The sequence below is a fragment of the Candidatus Pelagibacter sp. Uisw_090 genome (assembly GCF_047717845.1).
Lineage (GTDB): Bacteria > Pseudomonadota > Alphaproteobacteria > Pelagibacterales > Pelagibacteraceae > Pelagibacter.
Window position 1 is genome coordinate 983,065 of the sequence record NZ_CP159810.1, and the last position, 13,600, is coordinate 996,664.

Here is a 13,600-nt window from a genome sequence, read left to right on the forward strand (position 1 = left end):
GATTTTCACTAAAATATTTTAACTTGCATTTGACCCCTCGCCATTTTTCTTAATGGTTGCGTATCTTTTAGCATCCAATTTACCTTGTTACAGTTGTACATCTAAACCTCTAATCAGGTGTCTAGGTGATGGAATAATACTATATCAGCACTCAGTGTTAAAAATTTACCAAGTATCAAACTTTATAAACTTTTCAACTCTATTAGAAGAAGTGGCACATGGTGTTTTAAAGCATGCCGCAATTCTTAACGTCATCGTTGAACTGTTATAGCAAATAAAATTATGTCCAAGATTTCCATCACCATTAGGACCTCCTTTATCACTGCAATTTGTAGATCCATTATCATTATGGGTCCCATACGGGTTTTTAAAATTAACTCCTTGGAGAAATATATTTTGAATAATATTAACTGATCCATCATGTCCACGATTCATATACTCACACCGCGCAGTACCTATAGAAGTTCCATCAGTATAACTTTTTAATACAGGTTCACTACTATCCATAGCTAAACATCTGGCATTTTCCACACTCCATAATTTATAAATTGATTTAATATTTTGCTGAACCACTTTTTGTTTAGCACTACTCGTATACCCATTATAAGCAACCACACCTACTGCAGCGAGGATGCCGATGATGGCTACTACGACCAGGAGCTCTATTAGGGTGAAGGCTTTAAGTTTTACTGACACCAATGACCCATTTGGAATATTGCATTGTTTCCACCATTCCACCCATAATTCTTATCATCTATTTGAGTCCAAATTACTAATTGGGACTTACCAGCTGGTTTTCCACCTGGACATTCTGTTTGATCCAATCTCATCCCTCCAAGTACGTTCCCACCCCCACCTCTTCTAACTACTGCGTCTGCTGTACTGTCATAAGTATTTTTGTATCCAATATCTAAAAAATGATCTTTAAAAATATCAGCTATTTGATTCACACCTGATGCAGTATTTACAGTGTCACAATTAATAGATCTTTTGTCACTAAGTTTTAAAATTCCACCTTGAATGTCACACAAAGCAAATTTTGCACTAATAAATTTTGATGCATTTTTCCAATTTGCGAGTGTTGCACTTCTTTTGGCAAATAGTGTATATTTGTTATAAGCAACCACACCTACTGCAGCAAGGATACCGATAATGGCCACAACAACTAAAAGTTCGATTAATGTGAAACCATTTCGTTTCATATCAAAAGCTTAACATAAAAACCTACGGCGTAATACCAACGTAATTCAATAGCAGTTTCTACTTTTTAGCATTTCAACTCTGTTGCAAAATAACGATTATAGAAGAACAGTCCAGGGCACCGGGTAACAGAACACCCCTACTTGCTACGTGATTAATTGGACACATAAACACATTTATTAATGCAAACGTCCTAGGTCGTACATAGGTCGTAATTTTAGTTGCCGTTCATTGTGTTTGTACAAAATGTTGGATTGGTTCTTCCTATGACACACCTCGTTCCTCAATTACTTGATGGACCTGTGTGTAAGTGAGACCGATGTGCAACCAAAATTAAGAATACTATTAGAATGAAGACTTTTGTTTGCCTATGGGGAACACGTATCACAGGCGACCACATCCATTTTAAACACAGGGCAATTGTGGCCGATGGGTCCTATGCAGGTGCTGATGGTGAGGCCACTACTTTGCCCACCCGAGGGAGGAGTTGAAAAGTACGTCCACCCTGGCTCTCCTGGAGTACCACCACCCTGTTGGGCCTGTGTCTCCGATGAGTTGTAAGGATTTTTCCAATCAGAACCAATGAAGTGTTCACGTATTGCGCTTCTCCAATTAGATAGGGATGAATTACAAGGTACTTGTTGGGTGACTCCGTGAAACTGCATCATTGTCACTGAAGGAGGGTTGGTTCCAACTTCCCCTCCCACTTCACACAGAATGGAGGCGGTAGTGGCAAATTTAACAAATGCCACATGGTTGCTTCTCGTAGCATTTACTTTCGCAGCACCCGTATACCCATTATAAGCAACCACTCCTACAGCAGCTAGAATACCGATGATTGCTACTACGACTAGGAGTTCTATTAGGGTGAAACCATTTCGGTTCATTTAATCAACTGGTATAGTCGCGCTTAACTGATCAGCTGAAGCACAACCTTGTCTAATGCAAGTCATAATTGTTACATTTGTTCCACTAGAGTTTACTCCCACCATGCCAAGTGTATATGTATTAGCATTATGTAAAGCATTAACCGATGTGTTAAATGGATTTTTATCTTTCAGATTTGCAATTGCTCCCTTATATGCTTTTACAGAATTGGCAGGACAATCTTGGTTGACCATAAATTTTGCTTCACCTAGACTACATTTCATAACTTCGGCTGAAATATACTTTACTGTTTGAGCATGGATTGTTTTTGTTGCAGAAACTTTTGCAGCACCCGTATACCCATTATAAGCAACAACACCCACAGCCGCTAGTATTCCTATAATAGCTACAACGACTAGGAGCTCTATTAGTGTAAAACCATTTCGCTTCATAACAAACCTTAACACAAAATTGTGGGTCGTAGATAGGTCGTAATTCAGTTACAACTTCTGCTATAAACTCCCACAATATCGTTGCAAAATAAGAATTATAGAAGCACGGTCTGGGGCACAGGGTAACAGAACGCCCCTTTTAATTAACAAACTTAGTTAAGTCTGGTTTAAAATATTTCGGTCCCTTCATAACTTTTCCTGAATCATTATATATAGGTTTTCCATTTTCATCTAACTTACTCATATTAGAATTTTGAACTTCCTCAAAACATTTATCAAGATCAATACCAAATGCATGCCCAGCGCCATAAGTTACATACAATATATCCGTTAAAGCATCAGCAACTTCTAAAAGATCTTTATTTTTCATTGCAACCTTGAGTTCCTCTAACTCTTCCTCAATTAGATCGTATCTGAGGCTATTAATCTTATCAGCACTAAAAGAAGGTTTAGTTTTAACCTCTTGACCAAAGGTTTCCATAAAAGTTTTTACTTTGTTAAAATTTGACATTTAGCTCCTGTAAGTTTTTTAAAATTTAATATATAAGTATAACAAATTATTAAATATTAATTATATATTAATCAATGAAATTAAGAAAAGAATTTGACAGTATTGGAAGTGTTAATGTACCTGATGACAAATACTGGGGCGCATCAACACAAAGATCTAATAAATTTTTTAATATTGGAAAAATTTTAGTTAATATTTCAATAATAAAATCTATTGCTATTATCAAAAGATCTGCTGCTCTCGTTCATTATAAAGAAAAACAAATTAACAAAAAAATAACCAATTCAATAATTAAAGCTTCGGAAGAAGTTATTAAGGGAAAACTAGATGAAAATTTTCCATTAAAAGTTTGGCAGACCGGTTCTGGTACACAAACAAATATGAATGTTAATGAAGTAATTGCAAATAGAGCAATTGAAATTATGGGTGGGAAAAAAGGATCAAAAAAACCTGTACATCCAAATGATCATGTAAATAAATCTCAATCTACTAATGATGTCTTTCCTACAGCCATGCATATATCTGTAGCTCAAGAATCTATATCTAAACTATTACCAAATTTAAAAATTTTAGAAAAAGAATTAGCAAATAAATCTAAAGAATTTAAAAATATTATCAAAATTGGTAGAACTCACTTACAGGATGCAACACCCTTATCTCTTGGCCAAGAATTTTCGGGATACCAAGTTCAATTAAAAAAATGCATTGAAAGGATAGAGCTTGCTCTCAAAGAAATATATTTTCTTGCACAAGGTGGAACAGCGGTTGGAACTGGAATTAATTCTAAAAAAGGGTTTGATAAAAAAATTGTAAAAGAAATTGCCAAATATACTAAAATACCTTTTAAACCGGCAGATAATAAATTTGCAGAATTAGCTGCTCATGATTCAATTGTACACTTCTCAGGAACATTAAATACTTGTGCTGTTTCGTTAATGAAAATATCAAATGATATAAGGTTTCTAGGTTCTGGACCTCGGGCGGGATATGGTGAATTAATACTTCCTGAAAATGAGCCTGGCTCATCTATCATGCCAGGAAAAGTTAACCCTACTCAATGCGAAGCTGTAACAATGGTTTGTGCTAAGGTAATCGGTAATCATACTGGAATTACAATAGCTGGTTCTCATGGACACTTTGAATTAAACGTTTTTAAGCCAATGATTGCTCACAACATACTTCAATCAATAGACCTTATTGCAGATAGCGCAAAAAACTTTGCTATTTATTGTGTAAAAGGGATTAAAGCTAATAAAAAAAGAATTAAAGAACATTTAGATAATTCTTTAATGTTAGTTACCGCTCTAGCTCCACACATAGGATATGATAATGCAGCAAGAATTGCCAAAGCAGCTTTAAAAAATGGCACTACATTAAAACATGAAACTCTTAAAACAGAATTAATTAAAGAAAAAGACTATGAGCGAATAGTAGATCCTAAAAAAATGATCTATCCTGCGTAGACTTTTAATAACTCATTTAACAATCTTCTACTTTTATTTAAATTATTCAGATTATTGTCATTAAAACCATCAATTATTATTAAAAATTGGCTATCAACATCGCTATTGTCTATTTTCAAATTATTAAATTTAATCTTATTCTTGAAAAAATTATAATCTAAATTAATCAAAATAGTTTTAAAATCTTTTCGAGACGACTTATTTGTATTGAGAAAAGAAAAGAGATTTTCAGAATTTTTAATATCTACTAATATGTTAGCATTTAATACTAACTCATTATTTTTTAAAAAAAGATTACTGCTGTTAAATTGCAGTGAACCAATATCATTATTAACAAACTTTGTTTTATTAAAATCCATTTTTCCATTAATAATATTAAAATTAATATTTGCATTTTGAAAAATCTCATTTTTTATATTTGAATTAATATATGCAGAAGTATTTACACTTATATTATCATTGAATAGTAATCCTGATTTAATAAATTCCAACAAAACGGGATTTATATCAAATAGTTTAGATATTTTATGATTATTTAAATTAATATTTAAATCTAAATTAAATGGGCTAATTGACAGTTCGCCATCATAACTAACCTGAGCGCTATCTAACTTAGAGTAGTCTGACTTAAAAATAATTAATTTTTCTTTAATATTATATTTTGTATTAATCGAAGAATTTAAAAACGAAATAGCATTTTTACCAGAAGTTAATTCTTTTTTTGTACTAGATTTATTGAAAATATTTAATCTAAGTAATTTTGAGTTGAAGTTAATCTCTTCATATTCGTTAGAATTATTACTGTTATTAAATTCAAAAGTAAAAGGTATATTAAAAATCTCTCCTTTTAAATTGAGAAAATTTGATAATTTTTCATCATCAAAAAATAAGGTTGTTTTATCTACTTTAATAATTGAAATTATATCCCCAAAATTATCTTTGAAAAAAATATTACTATTATTAATTGTAATTTTCTTATTTGAAAATTTTTTACTTGTAAGTTCATTTAATATTTTAAGATCACTTCTTAATAGTGAAAAGTTAGCCTTATTAATAATTATTTTGTTAATATTTAATTTTTCTTTGTTAAAGAGGTTTCTTTGACTGAAAAATATTTTGAAATCTTTAATTTCAGCTATTGATTTTATTTTTTCGCCCTCGTTTACTAGGATTTTAGAATCTTTAATTAAAAAGTGTGGTGCTGGAAGAATGCGATATGAAATATTTGCAGAGGTGCTTAAATTTACTTTAAATTCATTAAGTAATTTGCTTTCAATATTGCTCTGTAGCCATGTTTTGTCATATAAAATGGGTATTAATAAGTAAAATAAATAAACAAACAATGAGACTATAAAAGTTATTAAATACTTGTTAAAGCCACTAATGTTAAAGTTATTATTTGTTTTATTCTGAACTTTGAATATTGTCTTTTTAACTATGTTATTAAAATTTTTAATAATTTTTTTCATAAATACCGTTAAAATTTAGTAACTTATAAAGAAATTTTAAAAATGATAAACTCTGAATATTTAGAAAATCTTAATAAAGCTCAAAAAGAAGCTGTTTTACACCTTGATGGTCCATTACTTATAGTAGCTGGAGCAGGTTCTGGAAAAACTAAAGTTTTAACCTCTAGAATTGCCCATATCATTAGAGAGAAGAAGGCATTTCCCAATCAGATACTCTCAGTAACATTCACCAATAAAGCTGCCAAAGAAATGCAAAGTAGAGTGAGCTCAATTCTTAATTCTGAAGCTATAGGATTATCTTGGCTCGGAACATTTCATTCTATTTGTGCAAAGTTGTTAAGAAAACATGCTCCTGCAGCTGGTTTAACCTCTAATTTTACAATCATAGATACTGATGACCAGGTTCGATTAATCAAAAATATTTGCAAAGCAGAAAATGTAGATATTAAACAGTTAGCTCCTAAATACATCTTGTCTATTATTGATAGATGGAAAAATAAAGGCTTTTATCCTAACGAAGTCATTGTCAATAAAAATGACATCTATGAAAAGACTATACTTCCACTTTATAAAATTTATCAACAAAAATTATTAGATTTAAATGCTTGTGACTTTGGTGACTTAATATTGCACGTAGTAAAAATTTTAGAAAGAAATTTAGATATAAGAGAAATTTATGCAAATAATTTTAAATATATACTAGTAGATGAATATCAGGATACAAACTATATTCAAAGTAGATGGCTCTATCTGCTATCAGAAAAACATAAAAACCTTTGTTGTGTTGGTGATGATGATCAATCCATATATAGCTGGCGTGGTGCAGAAATTAAAAACTTTTTAGAATTTGATAAAGTTTATAAAAATTCAAAAGTAATTAGATTAGAAGAAAACTATCGTTCATCTCAAAATATTTTATCAGTTGCTTCAAACCTTATTGCAAATAATCAAAATAGAGTTGGAAAAACTTTAAAAACCACAATGGAAGAAGGTGACCTCGTTAAACTAAACTGTTTTAAAAATGGAAAAGACGAGGCTATAGGAATTTCTGATGAAATAGAAAAAAAAATTAAAAAAAAATATTCATTTAACAATGTAGCAATCTTAGTTAGAGCAATATTTCAAACAAGAGAATTTGAAGAGCGTTTTTTAAAAATTGGACTACCTTATAGAATTTTAGGTGGCACAAAATTTTATGAAAGAGCGGAAATTAAAGACTGTGTTGCGTATCTAAGATTAATTCACCAACCAAAAGATGATTTGGCTTTTGGTAGAATAGTAAACAATCCCAAAAGGTCTATAGGTGAAAGTACTATTAAATTAATACATGAATTTTCAAAATTAAACTCTGTAAGTCTAGAAATTGCCTCAAAACAATTAATTGAACAGAATTTAATCAAACCAAAAACAAAAATGGGCTTGAGCTCTTTTTTATTCTTAATTGATAAATGGAGAAATGATATTAATATTAAAAAAATCAATCATGTTAAACTCTTACAATTAGTTTTAGATGAGTCTGGCTACTCAGGCATGCTTAAAAATAAAAAAGATTTAGAAAACGAAAATAGACTAGAAAACATTAAAGAACTTTTAAATGCCTTGAAAGAATTTGATAACTTAGAGGCTTTTTTGGAGCATGTGGCATTAGCGACTGCAATAGATCAAGATTGGGATGGGGAAAAAGTTAACATGATGACAATGCATGGATCAAAAGGTCTTGAATTTGATGTGGTATTTTTGCCAGGTTGGGAAGAGGGGCTTTTTCCTCACCAAAAATCTATTGAAGAAAAAGGTCAAAACGGACTTGAAGAAGAAAGAAGGTTGGCTTATGTCGGAATAACTAGGGCTAAAAAGAAAGCTTTAATATCATTTGCTATGAATAGATTTTATCAAGGTAATTGGATTGACAGTATGGCATCTAGGTTTATCGATGAGTTACCTGAAAAATATTTAGAAAAAAATTCATTTTTTGATGAGTCTAAAGACGATGATAATGATTTTGAATTTAATCAAGATTTTGAAATTGATGATGGAAAAAGAAGCCCTGGTTGGGCAAGGTACCAAAAAAGAATTAAATGATAGAAAATAAACTAAAAATTTTAAAAGAAAAATTTAAAAAATTTGAAATTGATGGCTATATTATACCTAAGAATGATGAGTATTTTTCTGAGTATGCAAAAAATGACAGATTAAAAAATATTAGTAATTTTTCTGGTTCTGCAGGTATTGCTGTTATACTTAGGAAAAAAAACTATCTATTTGTTGACGGAAGATACACCATTCAAGCGCAACAAGAGTCAGATAGAAATTTTAATATAATTGAAATCCATAAAAAATTGCCTCATACTATTATTAAGAATTGTAATTTAGGTTATGATCCAAAGTTATTTACATCAAAAAGTATTAAAAATTATTTTTCAAATAATAATCTTATTCCAATTAATGATAATTTAATTGATCAAATATTTAAATTTAAAGAAAAAAAAACCAAACCATTTTACTCTTTAGAAAAAAATATAACAGGTGAAACACATCAATCAAAAATTTTAAAAATAACAAATTTTCTAAAATCAAATAATGCTGATTATTTATTTATTAGTGCTCCAGAAAATATTGCGTGGCTTTTAAATATAAGAGGATATGACAATCCACATAGCCCAATACCTAATGCCAGATTAATTATAGATAAAAATAAAAAGTTATTTTTAATTACTAAAAAAGATAATGCCAAGAAAATTATTAAAGAAAAAAAAATAAACAAAAAAAACGTTATTGATATTGAAGATATTACAAAATTAATTGACACCCTAAAAAGAAAAAAATTTATAATTGATAATAAAACTTGCTCAATTTTTTATGAAAATATAATTAAGTCAAAATTTAAAATCTTAGATAAAAATGACCCAATTTATAAATTAAAGTCGATTAAAAATTCATATGAAATTAATCATATGATTAAGGCTCATAAAAAGGATGGGTTAGCACTTACAAAATTTATTCATTGGATTAAAAACATAAATAAGAAAACAATAACAGAGGTAGATGCTCAAAATAAATTAGAAAAATTTAGAAAACTAAGTAAAGACTATTTATTTCCAAGTTTTAATACAATAGCTGGTTCAGGATCGAATGGAGCCATTGTTCATTACAGGGCAACAACCATAGCTACTAAAAAGATTAATAAAAAAGATGTTTTTTTGGTAGATTCAGGTGGGCAATATAGCTATGGAACAACTGATGTTACTAGAACTATTTGTTTTACTAATCAGAAACAATCAATAAAAAATGCCTATACTAATGTTTTAAAAGGCCATATCGCTGTCGCTCTTACAAACTTGAGAAAGGACAATACTGGTAAAAAAATTGATATTAGAGCTAGAAAATTTTTAAAAAAAGAGGGTTTAGATTATGCACATGGAACAGGGCATGGTGTTGGATTCTTTTTAAACGTACACGAAGGACCTCAGTCAATCTCTAAACACAATTCTTTAAAAATTGAAAAAGGTATGATTTTAAGCAATGAGCCTGGATATTATAAAAAAAATCACTTCGGAATCAGAATTGAAAATTTAATTTATACCAAAAAATTAAAAAACAAATTAGTGTTTGAAAATCTTACATTAGCTCCTATTGAAAAAGATTTAGTTAATTATAAATTATTAAATAAAACTGAAAAGGATTATCTATTTAGATATCATTTAAGTATTTACTCTGAATACTCAAGTTCATTAAATAAAAAAGAAAGAAAATGGTTAGCTAGTCTTATTTAACATTTCCATCCACTCTTTTTGGTTGATAACTTTTATATTTAATTCTTTTGCTATATTAACTTTTCTTGTTGTTGGTTTTTCACCAGCAATTAAATAATCAAGTTTTTTATTTACATTGCTAATTATCTTTCCAGAATTCTGTTCAATTAAAGATTTAGCTTCTGCTCTACTAACTCCATTAAGTTTTCCAGTAAGCATAAAGGTTTTATTTTTTAATAGACCTTTGTTATTTATCAATACTGTATTCTCTATTTTAATATTTCTTCCTAGCTCAGATAAAACTTTTATGTTTGTTTTATTTAAAAAAAATTTTTTAATTGATTGAATTTGAGTGTTACCTATTCCATCTATATTTGATAAGCTTTCTATATTTTTATCATCAGGTAATTTAAAAAAATTTATTACTGTTTTTAAATATCTGGCAATAATTTTAGCATTTTCTTGTCCTATATGCCTAATTCCTAATGAATAAATAAATCTATCTAAAGAAATTTTTTTTTTTTGGTTTATTGAAAACTTTAAATTTGTTACTGATAATTTTCCCCAGCCTTCAAGCTTTTCTATTTTGTCAAAATTAAGATTAAAAATATCCTGTGGTAATCTAATTAATTTCAAATTCCAAAAATTTTCTACAATTTTTTTTCCAAAACCATCAATATTAAATGCTTCTTTTGAAACAAAATGTTTAATTTTTTCTATTGCAATTTTTTCACATTCGTATCCTTCACTTACACATCTTCTGACAGCGTCTTGTTTTTTAGTTACTTCATTATAATCCTTTACAGTCATGCTTCCACAACATGGGCAATTCAATGGGAAAATAAATTTTTTTGAGTTTTTATTTCTTTTTTTAATATCTACTGAAATAACATGTGGAATTACATCTCCAGCTCTTTCAACTGTGACTGTGTCTCCAATTCTTATGTCTTTCCTTATGATCTCATCTTCATTGTGAAGTGTTGCGTTTGAAACAATTACACCTCCAATATTAACAGGTTTAATCTTTGCGACTGGTGTTAGTGCCCCTGTTCTACCTATTTGAATTTCAATGTTTATTATATCAGATATTGAGCTATTGGCAGAAAATTTGTGTGCAATTGCCCATCTTGGTGCATTGGCTGCAAAACCTAGTCTTCTTTGTAAATTAAAATCGTTAACTTTATAAACAACACCATCAATATCAAAAGCTATTTCTTTTCTTTTTTCTTCTAAATCTTTATGATTTTTTATTAAGTTTTTAATACCTGAAATTTTTTTATTAAAAGGATTTATTTTAAAGCCCCATATCTTTAAATTTTTTAAAAAATCAGTTTGGCTATGAATGTTCATTTCTTCAGCGTACCCATAAGTATATGCAATAAATTTAAGTGGTATTTTAGCTGTAATAACTGGATCTTTTTGTCTTAATGATCCTGATGCAGCATTTCTAGGATTTGCAAATTTTTCGTTAATTGTTTTAAAATCATTGTTTTCTATAAACACTTCTCCTCTAATATCAATTTCTTTTGGAAAGTTTTTTACAGTTATATCTGGAGGTATATCATTAATGGTTTTTAAATTTTGTGTAATGTCCTCTCCCTCTGCACCGTCTCCTCTTGAAAGACCTTTTGTAAATTTTCCATTAATATAAATTAATGATGCTGATATTCCATCAATTTTAGGTTCTGCACTATAATCAATTATATTTATTTCTTTTAAACTTAAAAAATTGTTTATTTTTTTTTCAAAATTTTTTAAATCCTCTTCATTAAAAGCATTCCCAAGTGACAACATTGGAAATTTATGTTTTGACTTTTGAAAACTCTTCGACGGTTTAAAGCCTACAGATTTTGTTGGCGAATATTCACTCTTTAAAAATTTATATTTCTTTTCAAGGTTAGTTATATCTATTTTTAATAAATCAAATTTTTGATCTGAAATAATTGGTTTATTTTTATCATAATAATATCTATTATATTTTTTGACTAATTCTATCTTTTTTAAATATTCAATTTCTACATCTTTATCATTCATGTTATTCGAATAATCTCTTGAATCTTTTTATTAAACCTATTTTTTCTTTTTTATCTTTTTGCAATTCTTTAATGCCATCCCTGTAGTTTTTGTTGAAAACCTTATAAGTATTTTTATACCAATCTGATGATTGATAGTTATAACCCAATGTGTTGGCATATTTTTTTGACTCTTCTGTTAAGCCTAATTTATAATTGATCTCTACCAGTCTGTGAAGTGCTTCTTCGGTATAAATGGTTGTATTGTACTCATTAACAACTGTTTTAAATCGATTTAAAGCCGGTATCCATTTGCTTTTATTTAAATAATATCTAGCTAAATACATTTCCTTTGATGCAAGGATTTCATTAATAAGATTAATTTTAAATTTTGCATCAATTGCAAATTCAGTAGTGGGGTACTCTTTAATTATTAGTTCAAATTGTTTTTTTGCATCTAGTATTGATTTTAAGTCTTTTTTTTCATCTACTATCTGTACATAAAAAGTCATACCTAATAGAAAATGTGCATAAACTTTATCTTTATGATTAGGGTAAGTTTTTAAATACCTCTCTAACTCATAAACTGTGTCACTATAATAATCTTGCGTGTAATATGCATAAGCTGCCATAATTGCTGATTTTGGTGCCCAAGGGGACTGAGGGTATAAAAGTTCTGCTTCATTAAATTTTTTTGCAGCCAATAAAACATCACCTGCTTTTAACTCAATATAACCCTCCTTGTAAGCATTTGACATTTGTGATTCCATATCAACTTCTACAATTTTTGATATTTTTTTTGTTTTATCTCCACAAGAGTAAAGTAATAAAAACAAGCTTATAATGAGTGAAAATTTAAATTTAGAAATCATTATCTTATTCTAGCAGATTGTGAGTAAAACTCTATTTTTTAAGCTATAGACTTTAAATGACTTTTATTAATAAAAGTATTTGGCAAATGCTTTTCTGTAATTTCTATTAATGAAAAATTTTCATCATTTTGAAAAACTTTTCTTAATAATTGATTTGTAAGTTTGTGACCTCCTTGAGAGCAAATAATTTTTCCAATTATTTTATAACCAGCCAAATATAAGTCTCCCATGCAGTCTAAAATTTTATGATTTACAAATTCTTTTTCATTTCTAAGACCATTTTCATTTAAAATTTCATCTTTTTTAACAACTATTGCGTTATCAAGACTTCCACCTTTTGCTAACCCCATTTCTTTCAATTTTTCTATATCTTCAAATAAACAAAAGGTTCTAGAATTGTAAACATCTGTTAAATCAGATTCATAAACTTTAACTAAATTTCTTTGGGTTGCTATTAATTCATTTTCATATTTTAACTCAAAATCTATATCTAGACTGATTTTACTTGGTTCAATAGAAATTGTTTTATTGCCATCATTGAATTCTATTTTCTTTTCAATCTTAATTATCTTAATTGGGGCATTGCTATTTTTAATTCCAGTTTGGGCAATTGCTTCAATAAATAGTTTTGCTGAACCATCTAAAATTGGTACTTCTTGATTATCAATTTCAATTAATGCGTTATCAATGCCAAGCCCGTATAAAGCTCCCATTAAGTGCTCTATTGTGGAAACGCTAGCACCAGTTTCATTTGAGATAGTTGTGCAGAATACAGCGCTGCTAACATTAAATATATTTGGTATTATTATGTTATTTTTCTTAAGATCTATTCTTTTAAAAAGAATTCCAGAATTTGGTTCTGCTGGTTTTACAGTCATTGTTACTGCTAGACCGTTATGCAAGCCAACACCCTTGAAAGTAATATCTTTATTAATGGTTTTTTGATTTAAAACAGACATGAAATTCTTATAAATAATTGAACTCAATTAAGAAAAACAAGAAATG

General features: G+C 28.8%; 11 protein-coding genes and 1 pseudogene. 3 read left to right on the forward strand and 9 right to left on the reverse strand.

The annotated features are described in order from the left end of the window. Positions 1-165 precede the first annotated feature (165 nt). The 5 genes and pseudogenes from ABXT58_RS05405 to ABXT58_RS05425 form a co-directional block, all read right to left on the reverse strand. Positions 166-696, reverse strand: coding sequence for a type IV pilin protein (locus ABXT58_RS05405; protein WP_415303656.1), 531 nt, complete (start codon positions 694-696; stop codon positions 166-168). After that, positions 687-1,202 carry a type IV pilin protein gene (locus tag ABXT58_RS05410; RefSeq protein WP_415303657.1) on the reverse strand — a complete coding sequence of 172 codons (516 nt, stop codon included), beginning with the start codon at positions 1,200-1,202 and terminating at the stop codon, positions 687-689. Before ABXT58_RS05410 ends, ABXT58_RS05405 begins: the two co-directional genes overlap by 10 nt. Before the next feature lie 764 nt (positions 1,203-1,966). Further along, a pseudogene (locus ABXT58_RS05415) lies at positions 1,967-2,087 on the reverse strand (type IV pilin protein); the annotation flags it as partial. Then, positions 2,088-2,519, reverse strand: a complete 432-nt coding sequence (locus ABXT58_RS05420) for a type II secretion system protein (protein WP_415303658.1) — start codon at positions 2,517-2,519, stop codon at positions 2,088-2,090. Positions 2,520-2,658: 139 nt separating this feature from the next. Continuing rightward, positions 2,659-3,030, reverse strand: coding sequence for a phosphoribosyl-ATP diphosphatase (locus ABXT58_RS05425; RefSeq protein WP_415303659.1), 372 nt, complete (start codon positions 3,028-3,030; stop codon positions 2,659-2,661). A gap of 74 nt (positions 3,031-3,104) precedes the next feature. On the opposite strand from ABXT58_RS05425, the gene fumC reads away from it, so the two are divergent. Next, positions 3,105-4,493, forward strand: coding sequence for a class II fumarate hydratase (fumC, locus tag ABXT58_RS05430; protein WP_415303660.1), 1,389 nt, complete (start codon positions 3,105-3,107; stop codon positions 4,491-4,493). Here fumC and ABXT58_RS05435 read toward each other — a convergent pair. After that, positions 4,481-5,962 carry a hypothetical protein gene (locus ABXT58_RS05435; RefSeq protein ID WP_415303661.1) on the reverse strand — a complete coding sequence of 494 codons (1,482 nt, stop codon included), beginning with the start codon at positions 5,960-5,962 and terminating at the stop codon, positions 4,481-4,483. The genes fumC and ABXT58_RS05435 overlap by 13 nt on opposite strands. Positions 5,963-6,004: 42 nt before the next feature. On the opposite strand from ABXT58_RS05435, the gene ABXT58_RS05440 reads away from it, so the two are divergent. Next, a complete protein-coding gene (locus ABXT58_RS05440) occupies positions 6,005-8,041 on the forward strand; it encodes an ATP-dependent helicase (RefSeq protein ID WP_415303662.1) in 2,037 nt (678 codons plus the stop codon). Continuing rightward, positions 8,038-9,732: a M24 family metallopeptidase gene (locus tag ABXT58_RS05445; protein WP_415303663.1), complete on the forward strand. Its 1,695-nt coding sequence runs from the start codon at positions 8,038-8,040 to the stop codon at positions 9,730-9,732. Before ABXT58_RS05440 ends, ABXT58_RS05445 begins: the two co-directional genes overlap by 4 nt. Here ABXT58_RS05445 and ligA read toward each other — a convergent pair. From ligA to lpxC, 3 genes are read right to left on the reverse strand one after another with little or no spacing between them, the layout of a single operon-like run. Beyond that, positions 9,715-11,745, reverse strand: a complete 2,031-nt coding sequence (gene ligA / locus ABXT58_RS05450) for an NAD-dependent DNA ligase LigA (RefSeq protein ID WP_415303664.1) — start codon at positions 11,743-11,745, stop codon at positions 9,715-9,717. The genes ABXT58_RS05445 and ligA overlap by 18 nt on opposite strands. A 1-nt stretch (position 11,746) precedes the next feature. Further along, positions 11,747-12,595, reverse strand: coding sequence for an outer membrane protein assembly factor BamD (locus ABXT58_RS05455; RefSeq protein WP_415303665.1), 849 nt, complete (start codon positions 12,593-12,595; stop codon positions 11,747-11,749). A gap of 38 nt (positions 12,596-12,633) precedes the next feature. After that, positions 12,634-13,554 carry a UDP-3-O-acyl-N-acetylglucosamine deacetylase gene (gene lpxC, locus ABXT58_RS05460; RefSeq protein ID WP_415303666.1) on the reverse strand — a complete coding sequence of 307 codons (921 nt, stop codon included), beginning with the start codon at positions 13,552-13,554 and terminating at the stop codon, positions 12,634-12,636. Positions 13,555-13,600: the final 46 nt, after the last annotated feature.